Annotated in this window: 19 protein-coding genes, 2 tRNA genes and 1 riboswitch; of the genes, 7 read left to right on the top strand and 14 right to left on the bottom strand. The window is 46.4% G+C overall.

Annotated elements, in window-relative coordinates:
* The first annotated feature begins 94 nt into the window (after positions 1–94).
* The gene (locus tag C2758_RS05555) at positions 95–1,750 is read left to right on the top strand and encodes a thiamine pyrophosphate-binding protein (RefSeq protein ID WP_215327307.1); all 1,656 of its coding nucleotides are present in this window, start codon (positions 95–97) and stop codon (positions 1,748–1,750) included.
* A gap of 59 nt (positions 1,751–1,809) precedes the next feature.
* On the opposite strand, the gene C2758_RS05550 is transcribed toward C2758_RS05555, so the two are convergent.
* On the bottom strand, positions 1,810–2,841 hold the full coding sequence (locus tag C2758_RS05550) for a tripartite tricarboxylate transporter substrate binding protein (RefSeq protein ID WP_215327306.1): 1,032 nt from the start codon (positions 2,839–2,841) through the stop codon (positions 1,810–1,812).
* 206 nt (positions 2,842–3,047) lie between these two features.
* Between C2758_RS05550 and C2758_RS05545 the strand changes: the two genes are divergently transcribed.
* A complete protein-coding gene (locus C2758_RS05545; RefSeq protein WP_215327305.1) occupies positions 3,048–3,632 on the top strand; it encodes a hypothetical protein in 585 nt (194 codons plus the stop codon).
* A 63-nt stretch (positions 3,633–3,695) separates the two neighbouring features.
* On the opposite strand, the gene C2758_RS05540 is transcribed toward C2758_RS05545, so the two are convergent.
* A tRNA-Asn gene (locus tag C2758_RS05540) sits at positions 3,696–3,770 on the bottom strand.
* 21 nt (positions 3,771–3,791) lie between these two features.
* Here C2758_RS05540 and thiD point away from each other — a divergent pair.
* Positions 3,792–4,676, top strand: a complete 885-nt coding sequence (gene thiD / locus C2758_RS05535; RefSeq protein WP_215327304.1) for a bifunctional hydroxymethylpyrimidine kinase/phosphomethylpyrimidine kinase — start codon at positions 3,792–3,794, stop codon at positions 4,674–4,676.
* A 17-nt stretch (positions 4,677–4,693) separates the two neighbouring features.
* Here the strand turns inward: thiD and C2758_RS05530 are convergent, their stop codons facing one another.
* The 10 genes from C2758_RS05530 to C2758_RS05490 form a co-directional block, all read right to left on the bottom strand.
* Entirely contained in the window at positions 4,694–5,620 is a 927-nt protein-coding gene (locus tag C2758_RS05530) for a thiamine phosphate synthase (protein ID WP_215327303.1), read from the bottom strand.
* A 12-nt stretch (positions 5,621–5,632) separates the two neighbouring features.
* The gene (locus C2758_RS05525; protein WP_215327302.1) at positions 5,633–6,451 is read right to left on the bottom strand and encodes a thiazole synthase; all 819 of its coding nucleotides are present in this window, start codon (positions 6,449–6,451) and stop codon (positions 5,633–5,635) included.
* A gap of 64 nt (positions 6,452–6,515) precedes the next feature.
* Positions 6,516–6,713 (bottom strand): sulfur carrier protein ThiS, encoded by a 198-nt coding sequence (gene thiS / locus C2758_RS05520; protein ID WP_215327301.1) that lies wholly within the window; start codon positions 6,711–6,713, stop codon positions 6,516–6,518.
* Positions 6,704–7,855, bottom strand: coding sequence for an FAD-dependent oxidoreductase (locus C2758_RS05515; RefSeq protein ID WP_256441889.1), 1,152 nt, complete (start codon positions 7,853–7,855; stop codon positions 6,704–6,706). Before C2758_RS05515 ends, thiS begins: the two co-directional genes overlap by 10 nt.
* A complete protein-coding gene (gene thiC / locus C2758_RS05510; RefSeq protein ID WP_251369138.1) occupies positions 7,856–9,793 on the bottom strand; it encodes a phosphomethylpyrimidine synthase ThiC in 1,938 nt (645 codons plus the stop codon).
* Between the two features lie 41 nt (positions 9,794–9,834).
* Positions 9,835–9,941, bottom strand: a riboswitch (TPP riboswitch).
* 75 nt (positions 9,942–10,016) lie between these two features.
* On the bottom strand, positions 10,017–10,868 hold the full coding sequence (locus C2758_RS05505) for an NUDIX hydrolase family protein (RefSeq protein WP_215327300.1): 852 nt from the start codon (positions 10,866–10,868) through the stop codon (positions 10,017–10,019).
* Between the two features lie 209 nt (positions 10,869–11,077).
* Positions 11,078–11,152: transfer RNA gene (locus C2758_RS05500), tRNA-Arg, on the bottom strand.
* 61 nt (positions 11,153–11,213) lie between these two features.
* A complete protein-coding gene (locus tag C2758_RS10780; protein WP_256441888.1) occupies positions 11,214–11,348 on the bottom strand; it encodes a hypothetical protein in 135 nt (44 codons plus the stop codon).
* Positions 11,349–11,356: 8 nt separating this feature from the next.
* Complete coding sequence (locus C2758_RS05495) at positions 11,357–12,592, bottom strand: MFS transporter (RefSeq protein ID WP_215327299.1); 1,236 nt, start codon at positions 12,590–12,592, stop codon at positions 11,357–11,359.
* A gap of 26 nt (positions 12,593–12,618) precedes the next feature.
* Entirely contained in the window at positions 12,619–13,608 is a 990-nt protein-coding gene (locus C2758_RS05490; RefSeq protein WP_215327298.1) for an NADP-dependent oxidoreductase, read from the bottom strand.
* Between the two features lie 149 nt (positions 13,609–13,757).
* On the opposite strand from C2758_RS05490, the gene C2758_RS05485 reads away from it, so the two are divergent.
* A complete protein-coding gene (locus C2758_RS05485; RefSeq protein WP_215327297.1) occupies positions 13,758–15,239 on the top strand; it encodes an NAD-dependent succinate-semialdehyde dehydrogenase in 1,482 nt (493 codons plus the stop codon).
* 25 nt (positions 15,240–15,264) lie between these two features.
* Positions 15,265–16,272, top strand: coding sequence for a tripartite tricarboxylate transporter substrate binding protein (locus C2758_RS05480; protein ID WP_215327296.1), 1,008 nt, complete (start codon positions 15,265–15,267; stop codon positions 16,270–16,272).
* Here C2758_RS05480 and C2758_RS05475 read toward each other — a convergent pair.
* Positions 16,269–17,489: a CaiB/BaiF CoA-transferase family protein gene (locus tag C2758_RS05475; protein ID WP_215327295.1), complete on the bottom strand. Its 1,221-nt coding sequence runs from the start codon at positions 17,487–17,489 to the stop codon at positions 16,269–16,271. The genes C2758_RS05480 and C2758_RS05475 overlap by 4 nt on opposite strands.
* A gap of 78 nt (positions 17,490–17,567) precedes the next feature.
* Between C2758_RS05475 and C2758_RS05470 the strand changes: the two genes are divergently transcribed.
* Together C2758_RS05470 and parC are read left to right on the top strand one after the other, a co-directional pair.
* Positions 17,568–19,556 (top strand): DNA topoisomerase IV subunit B, encoded by a 1,989-nt coding sequence (locus tag C2758_RS05470; protein WP_215327294.1) that lies wholly within the window; start codon positions 17,568–17,570, stop codon positions 19,554–19,556.
* The gene (gene parC, locus C2758_RS05465) at positions 19,556–21,973 is read left to right on the top strand and encodes a DNA topoisomerase IV subunit A (protein WP_251369137.1); all 2,418 of its coding nucleotides are present in this window, start codon (positions 19,556–19,558) and stop codon (positions 21,971–21,973) included. Before C2758_RS05470 ends, parC begins: the two co-directional genes overlap by 1 nt.
* A gap of 25 nt (positions 21,974–21,998) precedes the next feature.
* Here the strand turns inward: parC and C2758_RS05460 are convergent, their stop codons facing one another.
* Positions 21,999–22,958 carry an XdhC family protein gene (locus C2758_RS05460; protein ID WP_215327293.1) on the bottom strand — a complete coding sequence of 320 codons (960 nt, stop codon included), beginning with the start codon at positions 22,956–22,958 and terminating at the stop codon, positions 21,999–22,001.
* Between the last annotated feature and the right edge of the window lie 62 nt (positions 22,959–23,020).

Raw genomic sequence — 23,020 nt, 5'->3', positions numbered from 1 at the left:
AGGCGCTTCAATTGCTGCTGTTGCTAGATAAAGTGTGATAACTTTCTGATACTCGTCACATATATCTAAAATCTTTAGAAAGCCTATCAATATCATGGAGACCCCAAATAAAGTGCTAAATGGTGGCCAAATTCTCGCCAATGCGTTAGCAAGACAGGGTGTAGATATTGCCTTTGGCGTTCCTGGTGAGAGCTTCCTGCCTTTATTAAATGGCTTAGTTGATCACCCTGATTTTCGATTCATCACTTGTCGACAAGAGGGCGGTGCTGCCTATATGGCAGAGGCCTATGCAAAGTTGACGGGTTACCCTGGCGTTTTAATGGTTACCCGTGGACCTGGCGCCTCGAATGCCATGATTGGAATGCATACCGCCTATCAAGACTCAAGCCCAATGGTTTTATTGGTCGGACAAGTTGGGACTGACATGGTGGAGCGTGAGGCCTTCCAAGAAATTGACTATCGCCGGATGTATTCAGAATGCGCAAAATGGGTTGGCAGCATCGATCGCGTTGATCGAATTGATGAATTTGTTTCACATGCATTTCATGTTGCTCAGGCGGGTCGAAAAGGTCCAGTTGTATTGGCTTTACCAGAAGATGTGCTGTACATGATTGGTCAAGAAAGCCCCGTCAAAGCCGCCCATATCGTTCAGCCAGGTCTAGATCTCCACAGTTTTGATCAAGCAATGACTGCTTTTACCTTCGCTAAAAACCCTATGGTGATCGCAGGCGGTGGCAATTGGAATAGCACTGCCTGCGAGGCTTTACGTTCTTGGGCAAATGCGCAGGCCATTCCAGTTGCAAGCAGCTTTCGCTCTCAAGATGTCATTGACAATCTAGATCCTGCCTTTGCAGGTGACCTGGGTATTGGTGCTAATCCTGCTTTGGTAAAGCGTATTCAAGAGGCGGATGTTTTATTGGTCATCGGTGAGCGCCTTGGAGAGATGACAACTGCTGGTTACAGCATATTGACTGTTCCTCAAGCGAAAGCAAAATTAATTCACGTGCTGTCGGGCCCAGAAGAGTTAGGCCGTGTATATCGACCTGACTTTGCTATCAATTGCAGTCCAGAAAATTTCTGCTCAGCATTAAGTATGGTGAAGATGAATGCTCAGCATGATCGCACTGCCATGAAGCAGGCTCATGATGAGTATCTCACTTTCTCTAGCCCAGTGACTGTTCAAGGTGAATTGCAATTAGCATTCATCATGGACTCATTACCAGATCTCATACCGCGTGATGCCATTATTACTAATGGTGCTGGGAATTTTGCAACCTGGGTGCATCGTTTTTATCCCTATGGGAAATACAAAACCCAATTGGCACCTGCTAATGGATCCATGGGCTACGGTCTTCCTGCCGCAATCGCTGCCAAGATTGCTAGCCCTGAAAAAGTAGTTATCGCTGTGTGTGGTGACGGCGACTTTATGATGAACTGCCAAGAGCTGGCTACAGCTGCTCGTTACGATGCTTACCCAATTGTTTTGTTAGTCAACAACAGTATGCTCGGTACTATCCGCATGCATCAGGAGAGAGAGTTTAAGTCTCGCGTGATTGCGACGGGCTTAACTAACCCCGATTTTGTGAAGTTTGCAGATAGTTTTGGAATGCCTGGTTTTAGAGTCAGCAAGACCGAGGAATTTGCACCGGCATTTGCAAAGGCACTGGCTGGTAAAAAAGGTGCTTTGATTGAACTTGTCTTAGATCCAGAGGTGATTACTCCAACAAAACTACTTTCTCAATTAGGATAAAAAAAGAGGAGCTAGGCTCCTCTTTAGCTAAGTAACTAAGTAAGCTAACTCTCTAAAGCTTAATCTACTTTTGCTCCAGAATCTTTGACAACCTTTGTCCACTTCGTAATTTCATTTTTAATGAAAGCTGAGAATTGAGCTGGTGTATTACCAACAGGCTGTGCACCCATTGCTAAATATTTTTCTCTCACAGCAGGGCTATTAATAGCAGCCATTAAGATGGCGCTATCTTTATTCAGAATATCTGCTGGCATATTGGCGGGGCCGACAACACCGAACCAAGAGGTTGCCTCATAGCCTGGTAAGTTTGCTGCCTCAGCAATGGTAGGCATATCCGGAAACGCAGGGGAACGTTTGGCGCTAGTCACAGCTAATGCCTTTAAACGACCTGCACGAATAAAGTTAATGGAGGAAGGGAGATTGTCAAACATGATGTCTACATTTCCTGCCATTAAATCGGTGACTGCTGGTGGGCTTCCCTTGTAGGGTAAGTGAACCATATACGTTTTTGTCATGGACTTAAATAGCTCTCCCGCCATATGAATGGAGGTACCATTACCACTCGAAGCCATGTTGACTTTTCCTGGGTTAGCTCTTGCATACGCAATCAAATCATTCACGGTATTAATTTTATTTTTAGCGGCAAATTCAGGATTGAGAACTAAGACGTTAGGTAACTCCGCTACCAATGTTATGGGAGTGAAATCCTTCACCGGATCAAATGGTAATTTCCCGCCGCCCTGGGTGTAGAGGGGTAAGTTAATACCATGCGTACCGACTGACGCCATGAGCCAGGTATAGCCATCTGGGGCTGCTTTAGAAACAATTTCCGCGCCAATATTGCCGCCTGCACCTGGCTTATTGTCAATAATGACATTCCACTTTACGGTATTGAGAAGCTCGTTTTGGAGTGGTCTGGCAATGTTATCGGTTGCCCCGCCAGCAGGAAAGGGAACAATAAAACGTATGGGTTTATTGGGGTAATCTGATTGAGCGACAGACGTATGGCTAGTGCCAATCAATATCGCCACAACTGCTGTAAAGAATAGAGGCAAACGAATAAATACATTTACAAGCTTACTTTGAATCATAGCTATCTCCTGTTTACTAAATTCACTCTAATGATGATTTTTAATTCAGTAACAAAAGCATAACAGAGCAAGTGGTAACTGGGTTTCGGGTGACTAAAAGACCCATTTTGAGCTCAATCTAGCCCAATGAAGAGTATTCTACGGGGCTGTGGTGAGCCTTTCCACCTTGAATTGAAGGCGCCAGTAAAGAATGCAGAAAGTACACAATGACAAAACTCACATCCAAGCCAATCCTAAAAAAAGCGAGCGGCATTTTGGCGCAAGAGTTTGCTATACCTAAAGACATCGCCTGGGCTTGGGTCACTTTGCTACTTTCGCAAGAAGAACAAAAGCGCGATAGTGAAGAAAAACGCTATGCCCGTATTGCAGAATTTGAAGCCTGGATTATGGAATTAAATCTCCCAACTGATCCAAAAAATCCCGAGAGTGGCGCAGTCAGCCCAGAGTCAGTAAAAAATTCAGCCAGAAATGTATTTGAGTGGCCTCATGAGTACATCTTTGACGAGCCAGTAGTAGCAAAACACCCAGACTCCAAAGTGACCTATGGCGATACGATTACTAAGCCAATCTTAGATGCCATTAAAGATGCCGGAGGATCCGATGATCGCCCAGCACTGATTACTATTTTGGAAGGCTACGCAAAAGAGGGTAAAGAGCCTTTTGCCAATGTCACGCCAGTAGGTATTGAGTGGAAGGGCAGCAATTGGTCCGAGGGTGACAAACTCAACCTGCTTACTATTAAGACCCTAAATAACCGCCTTGCTAATCTAAAAAAGAAGGGCTTGATCTAGGTTCAATCGATTCACCTCGACCACCTAAGAAAAAACCACCTAAAAAGGTGGTTTTCTTGTATTTGGCTCCTCGACGTGGGATCGAACCACGGACCAACAGATTAACAGTCTGCTGCTCTACCGCTGAGCTATCGAGGAATAAGCCGATATTATAGCAAGATGAAAACATCTACTCCCAGTTCTGTACAGATCCCTAAAGTATTGACCATCGCCGGCTCCGATAGTGGTGGTGGCGCAGGCATTCAGGCCGACCTCAAAGTCATTACAGCCCTGGGTGGATATGGAATGACGGTCATCACGGCTATTACTGCACAGAATACTTTGGGTGTGACTCGTATTCAGGATATTGATCTTGATGTGGTTGAGGCTCAAATCGATGCAGTATTTATGGATATTGGGGTGGATATTGTGAAGATCGGCATGTTGGCCAGCCCAGAAATCGTTCGCACTGTGGCATCGGCTCTCAAGCGCCATGGTGCTAAAAGAATCGTCTTGGATCCTGTACTCAGAGCTACTTCAGGCGCCAGTCTTGGTGGAGACGATACCGCTCAGGCCATGATTAAAGAGCTGTTTCCAATGGCAAGCTTAATTACTCCTAATATGGAAGAAGCGGGCTTGTTATTGGGTCGTGAGATCCAAGGAGCTAATGACTTCAAGGTGGCAGCACAAGAGTTGCTGGATATGGGTCCTCAGGCAGTCTTGATCAAAGGTGGACATCTGGATGCTAGCCATACTCAGCTGACAGATTTTCTGATGTGGCGAACTATTGAAGATGGGCTTGAGGTGGTTCAATCTAAAGAATTTAAGCACTACCGTGTTAACACGCTTAACACCCATGGCACTGGCTGCTCACTATCGTCTGCTATCGCGACTTATTTAGCAGATGGTCACGATCTTTCTCATGCAGTTGCTAAAGCAATTTCTTATGTTGAGGCGGGGCTCGAGAAAGGCCGCTTTTTAAGTATTGGTGAGGGTCCAGGACCTTTATGGCACATGCATGATTTTTACCCAACTGCATTGCCAGAAGAAGAGGGCAAGTATTAAAGATTAAGAATTCAGAATTAGGTTTTCATGAGTTCTTGCAGTCGCTTCACAGCTGCCTTTGGATCACTAGATCCATTGATTGCCCTGACAACCGCAACCGAGCCAACACCGCTCTGTGCCACCGCATGAATACTACTTTCATCAATGCCGCCAATAGCTACTAAAGGATAGTGGCTCATCAATTGAGCATACTTATATAAACGCCCCAAGCCTTGGGGAGCGGTAGCCATCTTTTTCAGATTGGTTGCAAAGACTGCACCCATGGCGACATAACTCGGGCAGAAACGATCTGCATAAACCATCTCAGCATAGCCGTGAGTACTAAGACCTAAGCGCAGGCCTGCAGACCGAATCGCATCTATGTCTGCCACTTCTAAATCTTCTTGCCCTAGATGAACACCGTAGGCATCGGCTTCAATTGCTTCTTGCCAAAAGTCGTTAATAAAGAGCAAAGTCTTGCTGCCTTTGACTGCCTCAACAGATTGCACAATTTGTTTACGAATCAGTCTACGATCATCTGATTTGAGGCGCAGTTGTACCGTTGGCACTTCGGCCTCAATAGCGCGCTTTACCCAATCAGCATCGGGCATGACTGCATATAAACCCAAGCGCTGAGGACACTCGGCAAAAGCATTGGGGTTCATATTGCGCGTCCAAGGGAGTAAATCAAAATGCTCGGGCCTAGAGGGCCATTTGGATGGATTAAAGCCGCCATCTTGATGAGCCATGCGTGACCATGCCTTGCCCAATACTTTGGCATCACATTCGATAAAGCCCATCTCAATCGATGCAAGTGCACCTGCTAGCTCATAGTGATCGGCAGCATGTTCATTATCAATTTTTGGTGGGGGCGATGACATGCTGTACGTTGGGATCGGTAAGCGCAGATCTTCCTGTACATGGGCTGCAACTATTTGATCTGCAAGGTCGCGTACTAAGCTCATCTCATCAACTCTTTAACTTTGATGCCAAAAAGGCGTGCCAACTAAAGGCGTACTAGCTTGAGCAGACTGTTGGGCTTTCATGGCACCAGAGAGGAAGGCAGTGCGACCAGCATCGACTGACATCGCAAATGCTTTAGCCATCGCCACTGGGTCATCAGCCAATGCAACAGCCGTGTTGAGTAAGACACCATCAAAACCCCACTCCATCACACTGCATGCATGCGAAGGTAGACCTAGGCCAGCATCCACTAGTAGCGGAACTTTTAAGCGATCACGTAAGAGTTTTAATGCATAAGGATTTAAAGGGCCTTGACCAGTACCAATTGGAGCAGCCCATGGCATCACTGCCTGGCATCCTACATCCACCAAGCGTTGGCACAAAATCAGATCTTCAGTGCAATAAGGCAAGACCTTGAAGCCATCATTGATCAAAGTTTCCGCAGTGGCAACTAAACGTAAAGTATCCGGTTGCAAAGTGTAGTCATCGCCGATGAGCTCTAACTTAATCCAATTCGTCTCAAATACCTCACGTGCCATCTGCGCGGTAGTAATTACCTCTTTTGGACTATGACATCCTGCAGTATTTGGTAAAACCGGCACAGCCATTTTCTTTAAAAGATCCCAAAAGCCGGAGTGCGCTTCTGTAGTTGATGTCCCTTGCCGACGCAGACTGACCGTAATCATTCCAGGATTAGATTGCTTCACTGCATTTTCTAAGACCTGTGGTGAAGGATAGCGCGAGGTTCCTAGCAATAGGCGACTAGCAAAGGTCTCGCCATACAGCACCAAAGGATCGGCTGTATTTAAGGGGTTTGGTAATGGTGCAGTCATGTTGATCAATTACTTTTTTCTTACTTTTTATCTGTATTAATTTCTTGATATGTTCGTTACTAAATTAGCCGCCAGTCACTGGTGCAATCACTTCCATCTCATCGCCTTCACGCAACACTTCTTCTGCATGCCTGGTCTTGGGTACAAATTCATAATTAACGGCAACAGCAAAGGGTGGCTTTGCATCGATGAGTAGTAATACATCATCAATCGTGCATTGATCCGGAACCTCTTTGGCAATTTGATTGACCATTATGTGCATGTGCTGAGCTCCTGATCAGCAGAAGCTGTCACCTGAAGACCTAAGTCGATTGCGATGCTGCAAGAGCCACAATCTAATATTTCTAATGCACAGTCCAGGATCGCTGGTGAGATCATAAAACCATGTCGATAGAGTCCATTAATCATCATCAGACCAGCTTGATTTGGTTTTCGATCAACAGAAATCTCCGGCAAATTATCTTTGAGCGTAGGGCGACATTGCGTTGCCATTTCTAAAATACGCGCTTCAGCAAAGCCGCTATGGACGGTATACACCGCGCTCAGTAATTCCAGGGCGGAGCGCACACTCATTGGAGAGAGATCTTCAGATTCAATTTCAGTTGCACCAACAACGTAGACATCATCTTCTTTAGGGGCAATATAAATTGGATAGCGCGGATGAATTAAGCGAGTCGGGCGACGCAGCTTTACTTCAGGGGCATGTAAGCGAATCACTTCACCACGCACTCCTCGTAAATCTCTAGCGGAGTTACCAGCATGCTCCCAAGAAACTTTAGCACCGAGCCCACGACAATCGATAACCCAATCAAAACCATTTTTATGAGTGCGCAGTTGCTCAGGATCGGCAGCTTGACTCCAATGACAAGGCACCTTCATTAAAGTCAACTCAACTAACAAAGCCTCGAGCAGTTGGCGATTATCGAGTTGGCCTTCATTGGGAAGATAGAGGCCTTGGGTAAAGCGCTCAGCAACACCAGGCTCTATTTCTGCAAGAGACTGACTATCCAAATGAATTGGTTTTGAAAGCGCCTGATTGTGATCACAATTTCTTTCAAGATGGGAGGCAAAGCGCTCTGCATCACTGCTATCTTGACGATGCCATAAGATCAGAGTGCCATCTTGTTGAAAGAATACTGGCTTGGCTAATTCATCGATGAGTTGCTTCCAGCGCGGCAGACTATGAACACCCATGCGCACCACGTTATCTTCCGTAATAGCAGACTCTGCTAATGGAGCCAACATAGCAGCCGCAATGCGAGCTGCCGCTAAGTTGCCATCCGAACCACCTTTCTCAAACAGCTCAACCTGAGCGCCGCGTTTAGCAAGCGCGACCGCTAGTAGCCGACCCATGAGGCCGGCACCAACGATGGCGTATTTGCCGTTTGAGAATACGTGACTCACTTACTGATAAATCTCGCTACCGCGCTTACGGAACTCAGCTGACATCTCTTCCATGCCTTTTTGTGGATCGGTAGATGCTTCTGCAGTAATTGGAATGACTTTGGACTTTGGATTACCGTCCGCATCCAATGTGGCAGCGTAGTCACGTACTTCTTGCGTGATCTTCATTGAGCAGAACTTCGGTCCACACATTGAGCAGAAGTGCGCAATCTTCGCGCCTTCTGCAGGCAAGGTAGCGTCGTGGTACTCACGAGCACGCTCAGGATCTAAACCAAGATTAAATTGGTCTTCCCAGCGGAATTCAAAACGGGCTTTTGATAAAGCGTTATCGCGCACTTGAGCACCCGGCAAACCTTTGGCCAAGTCTGCACCATGGGCTGCAATTTTGTAGGTGATGATGCCGGTGCGGACATCTTCTTTATCTGGCAAACCTAAATGCTCTTTTGGTGTGACATAGCAAAGCATCGCTGTACCATACCAACCAATTTGCGCAGCACCGATACCGCTGGTGATGTGATCGTAACCAGGGGCGATATCGGTAATCAATGGTCCGAGAGTGTAGAAGGGCGCCTCTAGGCAGTGCTTCAACTCTTCAGTCATATTTTCCTCAATGCGCTGCATTGGTACGTGACCAGGACCTTCAATCATGACTTGTACATCATGCTTCCAGGCTTTGGCAGTAAGTTCACCAAGAGTATGCAACTCACCAAACTGGGCAGCATCATTGGAGTCAGCAATACAGCCAGGGCGCAAGCCATCACCCAAGCTAAATGACACGTCATAGGCTTGCATGATTTCGCAAATTTCATCAAACTTCGTATAGAGGAAGTTTTCTTTATGGTGGGCCAAACACCACTTCGCCATGATGGAGCCGCCACGAGAGACGATGCCAGTAATACGATCAGCTGTTAAAGGCACATAGCGCAGTAACACGCCCGCATGAATGGTGAAGTAGTCCACACCTTGCTCAGCCTGTTCTACTAGTGTATCGCGGAACATTTCCCAGGTAAGGTCTTCTGCAATACCGCCGGTCTTATCGAGCGCTTGGTAGATTGGAACGGTACCAATTGGAACTGGCGAGTTGCGAATAATCCACTCACGAGTTTCATGAATATGCTTGCCTGTAGAAAGATCCATGATGGTATCTGCACCCCAACGGATTGACCACACCATTTTTTCTACTTCTTCATTAATAGAAGAAGTCACAGCAGAGTTACCTAAGTTGCCGTTAATCTTGACGCGGAAGTTACGACCGATAATCATTGGCTCGAGTTCTGGGTGATTAATGTTGGCTGGAATAATTGCGCGACCGGCAGCGATTTCAGAGCGCACGAATTCACCAGTAACGATGTCAGGCAGATTTGCGCCGTAGCTCTTGCCAGGGTGTTGCTTGAGTAGTTGTTTGTATTCCGGATTCTTGCGTAATTGCTCAAGACCCATAGATTCACGTAAAGCCACATATTCCATTTCAGGCGTCACGATGCCTTTGCGGGCGTAATACATTTGGCTCACATTCTGACCCGCTTTAGCGACACGCGGAGGATTGATATGGCCGAAACGCAAATTCTGTGTAGCCACATCTTGAGAGCGGGCAACACCGTATTCAGAGCTTGGTCCAGTCAGCTGAACTGTGTCACCACGCTCCTCAATCCAGTTCTTACGCAACAAAGGTAAACCTTTTTCAAGATTGATCACGATCTCCGGATCGCTGTAAGGACCTGATGTGTCATAAACAGGTACAGGAGGATTGGGAACCATCTCCTCACCAACACGTGTTGATAATTGCTCGATCATACGAATCGGCGCTTTGATATCTGGACGCGAACCTTCTAGGTAGGTTTTAGTAGAGGCGGGGTAGGCAAATTTTTGGCCAAAGTCACGCTCTAAGCTTTTTAAGCTAGGAATTTCTTGTTTTGATTTTGTGTTGGTATCGCTCATGTCCATCTCCTGACTGTTTTTTAGATGGACGAAACCGGGTGACGGTCTGATGGAAAACTCCCCACGCCAGCATTACCTGGATCGGGTTATAGGGTCTTTCTCAGCGCCTTGTAGCAAAAATCACTCAAGGGCACCCCTGTTTCATCCTTAGGTCTTATTTAACCACGAAATGCCTTTCAACTGGGCGATCAAAATCAAGCGCTGAAATTGATATTGGATGGATTTAGTCTGTCCTGGTATTACGCAAAATGAAATCCGCTGTAACCAAAGCGGCATCGCTAGTGAATTCATCAGCCAAAATACGGGCTGCAGCCTCTGAAAGCGAGATTTCAATAAAACCGCTCACTTCACCGTCATGATTGGTGGGTACAAAGTTATCCGCCAGTTCTAGGTCGTAAACATAGAGCTGCTCATCATGAAAGCCCCGTCCTGGGATAGTGCGACGCATGTGGATGCGACCCACGGGCTCAATTTGATCGGAGATCTGGGGTGGTACACCCGCTTCTTCCCATAACTCCCTGCGGGCATTTACCCAAGGGGTTTCATCTGCCCCAACACCGCCTGCGGCCAAGTTATCAAGACGACCAGGGTCAGTAGATTTGGTTTCGCTCCGTCGCCCAAGCCATAGATTGCCCGCCTTGGTATGGCCGTTGATGTGGGTTGCCATGCTGCGAAAGCCAAAAGCACGGAAGGCAGAGCGCTCTAAACGGAAGTATTCGTGACCATTTTGGTCAATCCAAGCGAAATTCTCATTCCTCCACCCTGGAATAAATCCACCTTGGCGCATCCGATCAGCCATTTGCGAAAGGCTTTCAGAAAGCTCCACAGGCCTTGCATGGTGAATAGTCAGGCGATCGTGGCCCATTTCTATATAAGGGATTGGGTTTTTTACTAAGAATTCGAGTAAATAGGCCGTGAAATCAGGGCTTATATGCCCAATAACCTGTCCAGTTGTGTAGCCACCTAAAAAATAGATGGGTAAGTAATCGGGCGGAGCTGGCCTTGCCGTATTTTGGAGTAATTCCTCTAGTGCAGCGACAGTGCTGCTGGTGAGCTTGGTATTGAGCTTATGCATGCTGTAAGTGTAAGAGAAATTCTGATTACCAAAGATTGGGCTAAAAATCTATAAATAAATTCGAATTGTCAACAACGATTTACGTATATTTTTGTTAAAGGTAAATGCTCATAAATTAAGCAAGCTAGGTGACTCTATACAAATCTTAGACTTACGAAAACTTTTGGGTATTTATCCACACAAGCTGTGGATAAGTTCTGATTGCGAAGTGGTCCCGCCGACAGGAATCGAACCTGTATCCCACGCTTAGGAGGCATGTGCACTATCCATTGTGCTACGGCAAGATTGAAAAAAAGTAAAACGTTTTATAAAAAAGATGATAGGACAACTTTCATTATCCACTGATTACCAACCACACAGTGCCCACACTTGATTGGTAATTGCGACCGTTAACTCTGGTGCAAAGTATGCGGAGAAAATAATTCCCAACACTACTGTTGCTAGAGCGTATGAAACGAAGCGCAAAATAGAAATACTCATCAAAAAAATTAAGCAGTAGCAAGGCGATGAATTGCCCGTTCTTTTACTGGAAAATTAATTAAGAATGCAAACACACCTAAGGCAATCGCAATATTCCAAACGATCAGATAGGAGCCGGTGCGATCAAACAGGTAGCCGCCAAAATAAGCTCCGCAGAAGCTGCCAAGCTGATGAGAGAAGAATACGAGACCCGAGAGCATAGAGAGGTATTTCACGCCAAAAATCTGTGCAACGATGGCATTGGTTAATGGGATGGTGGAGAGCCACAAGAAGCCCATGATGGCTGCAAAGATATAGGTAGTAGTTGGGCTCAGAGGCAGATAAACAAAAGCGATGATCGCCACAGACCTGCTGATATAGATCCCTGACAAGAGGTAGCGCTTTGGAAAACGTTGACCTAATATTCCGGCGCCATAGGTTCCAAAAATATTAAATAGTCCAATTAATGCAAGGGCGGTAGTTGCTACAAAAGGGGCACCAACATCGGGATACATATTAGATAAATCTTTTAGGTAAGGCGCTAAATGAACTGCAATAAATACCACCTGAAAACCGCAAACAAAATAACCCAAAGTAAGCAATCTAAAGCTGGGGTTACCCATCGCCTCTTTTAAAGCTTCTTTGATAGTTTGATTGCTACCTTGCTGCATATTCGCAGCATTGGGTTCACGCAACATAAACGCAATCGGAATCATGAGGCTTGCCATGAGCGCTAACACGAGTAGCGCATCATTGGCACCAAAGTTTGACAGCAAGCCTTGCTCAACTGGAATCATTAAAAATTGTCCGAATGATCCAGCTGCTGCAGTGATGCCCATTGCCCAGACTCTTTTTTCAGGAGCAACATTACGACCTAAGATGCCATACACCACACTATAGGTGGTTGCAGTTTGCGCAAGACCGATTAGCAATCCACCTGCAAATGCAAAACTCAGAGCATCGGTAGAGATCGCCATACCGGCTAAACCGAGTGCATACAGCGCACCCCCAGCAATCATAATTTTGAGTGCACCGTAACGATCAGCCAATGCCCCAGTAATAGGTTGAACAGCGCCCCAAATTAAATTCTGGAGGGCAATGGTCAGAGCAAAAGTTTCACGACCCCAACCATTGGCGGAAGTGATGGGTAGGTTAAAGAGTCCAAATCCATGGCGTATACCCATGGAAAAAGTCACCATCAGCCCGCCAAAGATCAGTAGATTCTTCAGCGTGAGGATGTTAGATGGGCTAGATTGCGCTGTCATGGATGTTTTCTCATTATGTCCAGCGCTTAGGATAGCTTGATTATTTGTTTACCCAAACACCTGCCCTCAAGCAGATCAATGAAGGTCTGGGGTGCGTTTTGTAGGTTTTCAGTGATTTTTTCATGGACCTGGATCTTTTGTTCGTCTATTAGACCTATCAGTTGTTTTTGGATTTCCCGCCAGCGAGACATGTGATCAGAGACGATAAAACCCTGAATTAACATGCGATTGGCTAGTAAGGTGCGCAGATTGATGCTGTGGAGACGCTCCTCAAGGCCTTCAGCAATCAGTCCGCAGATGGCAATGCGGGAGAAGGGGTTCATTTGAGGAATCAGACTGTCAAATAAGGCACCTCCGACATTTTCAAACACCCCATCGATACCATTGGGGGCATGCTTATTTAAGTAGTAAGCCAAATTACTGTGTTTATAGGATAGGCAGTGATCAAAATCCAATACATTCTGCACATAAGCGCATTTTTCCTCAGAGCCTGCAACTCCAATGACATGAGCTCCCTGTAGTTTGGCAAGTTGGCCGGCAACACTCCCTACGGATCCTGCGGCAGAGCTAATGAGGATGGTTTCACTGGCTTGGGGCTTGCAAATATCCATCATTCCAATCCAGGCGGTGATCCCCGGCATTCCTGCAGCTCCCAGAAGCCAGGTTTCCGAAAATGGAATTTCAGGAATGAGCTTGATTGCAGCGCAATTCATGACGGCATGGGTTTGCCATCCCAGCATGCCAATCACCTTATCCCCCGCTTTAAATTGATCGGACCGTGAATCTAAGACGATTCCAATGCCTTCGCCCATGACAACATCGCCAAGCGCCATTGAGGGTGCATATGATTTGCGCTCACTCATTCTGCCGCGCACATAGGGGTCAAGCGAAAGCCATTGATTTAGAACCAGGACTTGGCCGCTCCTGAGAGGCTCTATATCGGCGTCAATGCATTCAAAGTTATCTTGTGTTACGGTTTGATTTGGCCTGTTACGCAGAATAATTTTTGTATTCATTTTTGATTGCAAAATTTTCTTCGTATCCAATAATTAACACCTTGGTAAAGCAATACCTGCCTAGGGTTTTTACTGATTGGTGGGGTCAAAACACTTTTTAAATTAATGAGCAATTTTGCCACCTACAAGATTCTTTGGAGTATTTATTTATGTCAGCAGTAAATCACATTAGTTCGTTATTGAAAGATAAAAATCTCCTGAAGGGCGATGCATTTATCGGCGGTAAATGGCTTCAAGCTAAATCTGGCAAAGTTTTTTCAGTAACTAATCCTGCAACTGGCGAAGAAATCGCTCAGGTTCCCAATCTCGATGTTGCTGATGCACTGGACGCTGTTGCATTAGCTGAAACTGCATTTACGCAATGGCGCACAAAAACTGGTAAGGAGCGCGCTGCAGTTATGCGCAAGTGGTTTGACTTAATCACAGAGCACACCGAAGATCTTGGAATCATTATGTCTTTGGAGCAGGGTAAGCCTTTGGTTGAAGCTAAAGGCGAGATTCATTATGGATCTTCATTTATTGAGTGGTTTGCTGAAGAGGCGAAACGAGTCACTGGCGCCATTCCTAGCTCAACTTGGGAAGACAAGCGTTTGATGGTTCTCAAGCAACCTATTGGAGTGTGCGTAGCAATTACTCCTTGGAACTTCCCTAGTGCCATGATTACTAGAAAAGTATCTCCAGCACTGGCAGCAGGTTGCTCTATTGTGATCAAGCCTGCTGAACAAACACCATTGTCAGCATTGGCATTGGCTGAACTCGCTTCTCGTGCAGGCGTCCCTGATGGCGTGATCAATATTTTGACCGCGGATGCTCACAATTCCATCGCGATTGGTAAAGCACTTTGTGACTCTCAAGTAGTTAAGCATCTCTCGTTCACTGGATCCACTGAGGTTGGCAAGTTGCTAATGATGCAGTGCGCCCCAACAGTGAAAAAGATTGCTCTTGAGTTAGGTGGTCATGCGCCATTTATTGTTTTTGAAGATGCCAACATTGACAATGCGGTTGCTGGCGCTATGTTTGCTAAGTACCGTAATGCTGGCCAAGCTTGTGTTGCAGCCAATCGCTTTTATGTGCATAAAAAAGTCCATAACGAATTTGTTGAAAAGTTTGCTGCTGCTACAAAAGGACTCAAAGTGGGTCATGGTTTAGAGCCTGGGGTGACTCAAGGCCCCTTGATCGATGAGCATGCACTGGCTAAAGTCCAGAGACATATTGCTGATGCAGTAGCTAAGGGGGCGACCTTGGTTACCGGCGGCAAGTCTTCTGAGCGAGGCGGTACTTTTTTTGAGCCCACCATTTTGGCAAATGTAAGTAATTCCATGCTAGTGGTAACTGAAGAAACCTTTGGGCCAGTTGCCCCAGTCATTCCTTTTGAGTCTGATGAAGAGGTTGTCAAGCTCGCCAATAACAGCCAGTTTGGATTGGCTTCTTATTTCTATAGCCGTGATATCGGTCGCATCTGGAAAGTGGCTGAGGCTCTGGAGTTTGGCATGGTCGGGGTCAACACCGGCCTCTTTTCTAACGAGGTTGCCCCATTTGGCGGTGTTAAGCAATCCGGCTTAGGTAGAGAAGGCAGCTCTTGGGGTATTGATGAATACCTCGAGATGAAGTATGTCTGCGTAGGCCTATAAATAAATAGTTGGAGGAGACAAATTAATGCATTCCAAGAAAAAACAAAAAATCGGAATCTTATTAGGCTGTTTATTTGCTGCAGTGTCGCTGTTCAGCCAGAGCGCTTCTGGTCAGTCAGCGCCTGCTGAAGAGTCATGGCCTAACAGACCCATTTCAATGATCATTCCATTTCCGCCGGGTGGGGTTGCTACAGTTGTTGGTAGACCCATTGCTGATGGCATGGCTAAAAATCTTGAAAAGCCGATCATTATGGAAAATAAACCTGGTGCAGGTGGCGGAATCGGTAATGCCTTTGTAGCAAAAGCAAAGCCAGATGGCTATAACGTATTGTTTGCGATGTCCTCTGTTTCAACCATTCCAGAGACAGATAAGATTGCTGGCAAGACAGCTTCGTATTCCACCAATCAGCTAAGACCCATTGGCCGCATTACTTCTGATCCATTGGTGATTGTGGTGAAGAATGATGCTCCATGGAAAACCATGACAGAGTTTGTTGCTGATGCTAAAAAGTATCCTGGTAAATACAATTTCAGCTCTTCTGGTAACTACGGAACAATGCAGTTGCCAATGGAGATGTTAAAAACAAATCAGAATATTTTCGTTGTTCATATTCCCTATGGTGGTGCTGGCCCTGCTGTGTTAGCTGTACTTAGTGGAGAGGTTGATATTGTCGCTAGTGGCCCATCAACCGTAGTTCAAAACGTCAAGGCTGGAAAACTCAGAGCTTTAGCTCATACCGGAACAGGCAGGATGGCTGCACTACCAGATGTTCCATCTCTAAAAGAGCTCGGAATACCCGTTGAATACAATCAATGGACTGGAATTTTTGTACCGAAAAGTACGCCTGAGCCGATTGTCAAAAAGTATCGTGATGCATTAAGAGTTGCCGTTAACGACAATTCCATTCGCTCAACTATTGGTAATGCAGGTAGCCCAATCGACTATCTTGATGAACCTGAATTCCAAATCTTTTGGGATAAGGATATTGCCAAGATGAATGAGGTAGTTAGAAAAATTGGCAAGCTCGATTAGATCGAACCATTCTCTCTCAGTAAATCGATATCCTGCGCGCTAAGACCCAGTCTCTCGCGTAGGATCTCATCAGTATGCTGTCCCAAGGTTGGGGGTGCCATTCTGACTTCTACTGGAGTTTTAGAGAGTCGCATAGGACTTGCTACCAACTTCATCTTGCCAGCTGTGGGGTGGGGCACATTGATTTGAATATCACGGGCTTTGACCTGTTCATTTTCAAATACCTCTTGAAAATTATTAATTGGTCCGCAGGGTACATTTGCTTTTTCAAGTAAGGCAATCCACTCTGCCTTAGTTTTCTTTCTCGTCATTTCCTCCAGCAGAGGTACTAGCTGTTCGCGGTGCTTCACCCGCATTGGATTCTCGGAGTACAGAGGGTTATCGGCTAAATGGGCTTCATTACCTGCGGTAACAAAATGCCTGAATTGGCCGTTATTTCCGGCTGCAACAATCATCCAGCCATCTGATGTGGGAAGTGTTTGATAAGGTACTATCGTTGGCGATGCATTGCCCCAACGTTTGGGGATTTCATCTGAGCATAAATAGGCGCTAGCCACATTTGCCATGACTGCTATTTGCGTATCCAATAGTGCCAAGTCAATGTATTGACCTTCGCCAGTATGGTTTTTATGGGCAATGGCCGCCAAGATGGAGGTGGTGGCGTACATCCCGGTAAAGATATCGGCAATTGCAACACCCGCTTTTTGCGGGCTAGCACCTGGAAAGTCATCCGCTTCACCGGTAACGCTCATAAAGCCACCCATTCCTTGGACAATAAAATCATATCCAGGGCGTTTTGAGTAGGGCCCAAATTGCCCGAATCCAGTAATTGAGCAGTAAATGAGATCCGGCTTTACTTTGATTAAGCTCTCGTAATCCAGTCCGTACTTAGCCAGCTGTCCAACTTTGTAGTTCTCAATGACGACATCGGAGTCTTTTGCGAGCTGGCGAATGATTTCTTGGCCTTCAGGCTTGCTAATATCGACCGTAATGGAACGTTTATTGCGGTTAATGGATATGAAATACGCACTTTCAGCCGTATCTTTGCCGTTTTGATCTCTGGCAAAAGGAGGGCCCCAGTGCCGTGTGTCATCGCCCTCACCAGGTTTTTCAACCTTAATGACATCTGCACCGAGGTCGGCGAGGTTTTGAGTACACCACGGGCCGGCAAGCACACGGCTGAGGTCTAAAACGCGAATATGACTTAAGGCTCCCATCCTGCAATTTTGGCATGAAAAAAAGGGTAATTCAGGAAAATTCAGGTTTTCCTTCAGACATGACTACAATTTGCGCGCATGGCTACCCGTAAAACATCTGAATACAGCGAATCATCGATTCAAGTCTTAAAAGGGCTTGAACCCGTCCGTCAGCGGCCGGGAATGTACACCCGCACTGATAATCCCTTGCACATCATTCAGGAGGTACTGGATAACGCTTCTGACGAGGCTTTAGGAGGGTTTGGCAAACAAATCATTGTGACTTTGCATACCGACAGCAGTGTGAGTGTGGAGGATGATGGCCGCGGTATTCCTGTGGGAATGCATCCAACCGAGAAGCTCCCAGTAGTAGAAATCGTCTTTACCCAGCTTCATGCTGGCGGTAAATTCGAAAAAGGCTCCGGCGGTGCATATGCCTTCTCTGGTGGTTTGCATGGTGTCGGTGTTTCTGTAACCAATGCCTTATCTAAGCGACTAGAGGTCACCGTATGGCGTGAGGGTCAAGTCTCTACATTGACCTTTGCTGATGGCAGGGTGATTGAAAAGCTCAAAACCAGCGCCGCCGGCAAAGAGGATAAGTCTCACGGTACACGTGTACGTGCATGGCCTGATGGCAAGTACTTTGATAACGCAGCTATCCCTATGCCTGAACTCATTCGTTTATTACGCTCTAAGGCAGTCTTATTGCCAGGCGTAAAAGTGACCCTGATTCAAGAAAAGTCTGGCGAGAGCCAAACTTGGCAATATGCCCATGGCTTGCGTGGCTACTTAAATGAAGCAATGGCTCAAGCTGGTCATGGCGCAGAAGTAATTCCTCCATTTGAAGGTGAGCAATACGCTACTGGTAACGGAGATGATGACTCCTTTGCTGAAGGCGAGGGCGCTGCTTGGGTTGTAACTTGGACCGAAGATGGCCCACCTGTGCGTGAGAGTTATGTGAACTTAATCCCGACTCCTGCAGGTGGAACGCATGAAAGTGGTCTGCGTGAAGGCCTCTTTAATGCCGTGAAAGGCTTCATTGAGATGCATGCTTTACAACCAAAAGGTGTCAAGTTAATGCCTGAAGACGTCTTTGCGCGCGCTTCATTTATTTTGTCTGCCAAGGTATTGGACCCCCAATTCCAGGGGCAAATTAAAGAGCGTCTGAACTCTAGAGACGCAGTGCGTTTGGTTTCTGGCTACGCTAAATCTGCATTAGAGCTTTGGCTCAATGAGCACGTGGACTACGGTCGCAAACTAGCGGACTTAGTGATTAAGCAAGCTCAAGCTAGAACCCGTGCTGGCCAAAAAGTAGAGAAGAAAAAATCATCTGGTGTAGCAGTTCTTCCCGGAAAGTTGACTGATTGCGAGAGCGAAGATATTGGCCTGAATGAAATCTTCCTGGTTGAGGGAGATTCAGCCGGCGGCTCAGCCAAGATGGGGCGCAACAAAGAATATCAAGCGATCCTGCCTTTGCGTGGCAAGGTTCTCAATACTTGGGAAGCCGAGCGCGATCGTTTATTTGCCAATAATGAAGTACATGACATTGCGGTAGCCATTGGCGTCGATCCACATGGTGCTAATGACATGCCGGATTTATCGAATTTACGTTACGGCAAGGTCTGCATCTTGTCTGATGCGGACGTCGATGGTGCGCATATTCAGGTATTGCTACTCACCTTGTTCTACAAGCATTTCCCTAAGTTAATTGAATTGGGGCATATCCATATTTCCCGGCCGCCCTTATTTAGAGTGGATGCGCCAGCTCGTGGTAAAAAGCCAGCCCAAAAGATTTACGCTTTAGATGCAAGCGAGCTGCAAGCAATTGAAGATAAGTTGCGTAAAGATGGCGTCAAAGAGTCTGCTTGGCAAATTTCTCGTTTTAAAGGTTTGGGCGAGATGAGCGCTGAACAACTGTGGGATACCACCCTCAACCCAGATACTCGTCGCCTATTGCCAGTGACATTGGGCACGTGGACAGAAGATGAAACAATTAAAACAATGGATATGTTGATGGGTAAATCCGAATCCGGGGCTCGTCGTGATTGGTTGGAAGAGCGCGGTAACGAAGTAGAGGCGGATATCTAATGGCGATCAAAAAAACTCCAGGTAGTGCAGACTCTACAGATCAAGCTGATTTGTTTGCAATCGATGAACCTATTTCTGTTCAGGCAGGTGGACCCAATGATCCGCATGATCCAAAAAAGATTGAGCTCAATGAGGACGATAAAGATAGCCTAACGCTAGCGGTCTATGCTGAACGCGCTTACTTAGATTACGCCATTAGCGTTGTCAAAGGTCGCGCATTGCCAGATGTATCTGATGGTCAAAAGCCGGTTCAACGCCGCATTCTGTTCTCGATGAGTGAGATGGGTTTGCGTGCTGATGCGAAGCCAGTTAAGAGTGCGCGTGTAGTTGGTGATGTACTTGGTAAATTCCATCCGCACGGTGATCAATCCGCTTATGACGCATTAGTGCGTCTTGCCCAAAGCTTCTCATTACGTTACCCATTGATTGATGGTCAGGGTAACTTTGGTTCACGTGATGGTGATGGCGCAGCGGCTATGCGATACACCGAAGCGCGTTTAACCAAAATTGCCGGTTTGTTGCTCAGTGAGATTGATGAAGGTACGGTCGATTTTGCGCCGAACTACGATGGATCCTTCCAGGAGCCTAAGTTGTTACCAGCACGCTTGCCTTTTGTTCTATTGAACGGCGCATCAGGTATTGCGGTAGGTATGGCAACGGAGATTCCTTCGCACAATTTACGTGAAGTGGCTAGCGCAGCGATTGCCTTGATGAAGTCTCCGAAGATGAGTACTTCAGAGTTATTGGAAATCATACCTGGCCCGGACTATCCTGGTGGCGGTCAAATTATTTCTTCTCCAGCAGAAATTACGCAGATTTATGAAGCAGGTCGCGGCAGCTTAAAAGTACGTGCCCGTTGGTCTGTTGAAGAATTGGCTCGTGGCCAGTGGCAAATCGTGGTGAATGAACTACCACCATCAACGTCATCGCAGCGGGTATTGCAAGAGATTGAAGAGATTACCAATCCTAAAGTCAAAGTTGGCAAGAAGACTTTAACTCCAGAGCAAAGCAATCTCAAATCCACCATTCTGAATGTCCTGGATGGCGTACGTGATGAGTCGAGCAAAGATGCGGCTGTACGTCTGGTATTTGAGCCTAAGAGTAAAAATATTGATGTCAATGAGTTTGCTAATTTATTACTAGCTCATACATCGCTAGAATCCAATGCACCAATGAACTTGGTCATGATTGGTACTGACGGACGTCCACGTCAAAAAGGTCTTAAAGAGATTATTTCAGAGTGGATTTCTTTCAGAGTGGGTACTGTTACAAGACGTACTCAATACCGTTTAGGCAAGGTGAATGATCGAATGCATATTTTGGAAGGGCGCTTGATCGTTCTTCTGAATATTGATAAGGTCATTAAGATCATTCGTAATAGCGATGAACCTAAGGCTGATCTTATAAAAGAGTTTAAGCTGAGTGATCGTCAAGCGGAAGATATCTTAGACATTCGCTTGCGTCAGTTAGCTCGCCTTGAAGGTATCAAGATTGAGCAAGAGTTGAAAGCGCTTAAGTCTGAGCGTGATGATCTTGAGGGCTTGTTACAGAGCGATACCGTTCTACGCAAGCGCATCATCAAAGAAATCGAATCCGACATGAAGGATTTTGGTGATGATCGTCGTACTCTGATTCAGGAAGATAAGCGTGCTGTAGCTGAGACTAAAGTCTTAGATGAGCCAGTCACTGTGATTGTGTCGCAAAAAGGTTGGGTGCGCGTACGCCAAGGTCATGAACATGATGCAATGCAGTTTGCCTTTAAAGCAGGTGATGCCTTGTATGACACATTTGAGTGCCGCACTGTCGATGTGATGCAAGGCTTTGGTAGTGATGGCCGCGTCTATACCGTTCCAGTAAGTGAATTGCCTGGCGCACGTGGAGATGGCTCGCCATTAACGAGTTTTGTGAACTTAGCAGCTGGATCACAAATGGTTGCCTACTATGCTGGTCAGCCTGATGATCTCGTGCTGATTTCTACAAGATCAGGCAATGGCTTCCTGGCAAACGTGGCAGACATGACTACCCGTAATAAGGCCGGTAAATCGTTTGTTGGTATTGACAGTAAATTTCCAGGTGGTGATGCACCTCTCGGAGCCGCTAAGGTCACGGCGGGCATGAAACAGGTAGCCTGCTTATCTGAAAGCTCTAAGTTATTGGTCTTCCCACTAGATGAGCTAAAGCGTTTGCCTACTGGTGGTAAAGGCGTCATCCTGATGGGCTTGGATGATAAAGAGAAGTTGGCGTCTGCCATTGCAGTTGGGCCTGATGGCGCTACGTATTCAGGAGCGGGACGGGCTGGTAAACCAACGGAGCTCAGTCTTGATGCGAAAACCTTGAAGTCCTTTGCAGGCAATCGTGCCCGTAAAGGTCACTTTGTAGAGCCAAGACTCAAAGACGGAAAGCTCACAGCGAACTAAGAGGCTGATCTAGTTTTAATTTGAGCTAAACCTTCTGAGGTATTGGGACGCCGTACTTGACGGCAATCACTTCCGCTAAGATTGATACGGCGATCTCAGGTGGAGTCAAAGCGCCGATAAATAGACCCACGGGTCCGTGAAGACGTTCAACTTGTTCCTGTGTCACATCAAATTCTAGCAAGCGATCTTTACGTTTTTGAGTATTGATTCTACTGCCCAGGGCTCCCACATAAAAAGCTGGGGACTTCAATGCTTCCATTAAGGCCATGTCATCAAGCTTAGGGTCATGCGTTAAGGCAACCACCGCTGTATGGGAGTCAACTCCAATTTCTAGCAGCACGTCGTCCGGCATGCCCTTGATAAATTGAATCTGTTCACGATTGATGCCTTCTGCATATTCTTCGCGCGGGTCAATGACGATCACTTCAAAGTCCAACGCAAGAGCAAAGTCAGCGGTATACAGTGATAGCTGTCCGGCTCCAATGATCACCATACGCCAGCGAGGACCGTAAGTGGTTTTCATTAAGCGCTCATCGCAGATGAATGCCTCATTACGATTACCAGCTTCGAGCGTAGACTTGCCAGTCGCAAGATCCACCGTACGTGAAGTAATTTGGTGATTGCTGATGGACCCTAAGATAGCTTCCAAAATAGCCAGCTCTGGTTTTGGCTCGACGAGTAATCGTAGTGTTCCACCACAGGGCAGGCCAAAACGGGCGGCCTCTTGTTGACTAACGCCATAGACCACCATTTCTGGCAAATCTCGAGTCAGGATTTCAGTTTGTACTCGGCGAATCAGGTCATCTTCGACACATCCACCTGAGACTGAGCCGGTGACTTGCCCGTCGCCTCGAATAGCTAACCAGGAGCCGATAGGTCTTGGAGCAGAACCCCAAGTCTGAACAACTGTGGCAATAGCAACCGAATGGCCTGATTTGAGCCAATCTACCGCAGCCTTTAATACGCTTAAATCGGTACTATTCATTTACTGTATTTAATTTCTTACGTTTAATTTTTTTCTATTTATTATTTATTGCTAGTTACCTA

This window comes from Polynucleobacter sp. AP-Sving-400A-A2 (assembly GCF_018688155.1).
Classification (GTDB): Bacteria; Pseudomonadota; Gammaproteobacteria; order Burkholderiales; family Burkholderiaceae; genus Polynucleobacter.
This window is presented reverse-complemented; position numbering and strand designations above follow the sequence as displayed.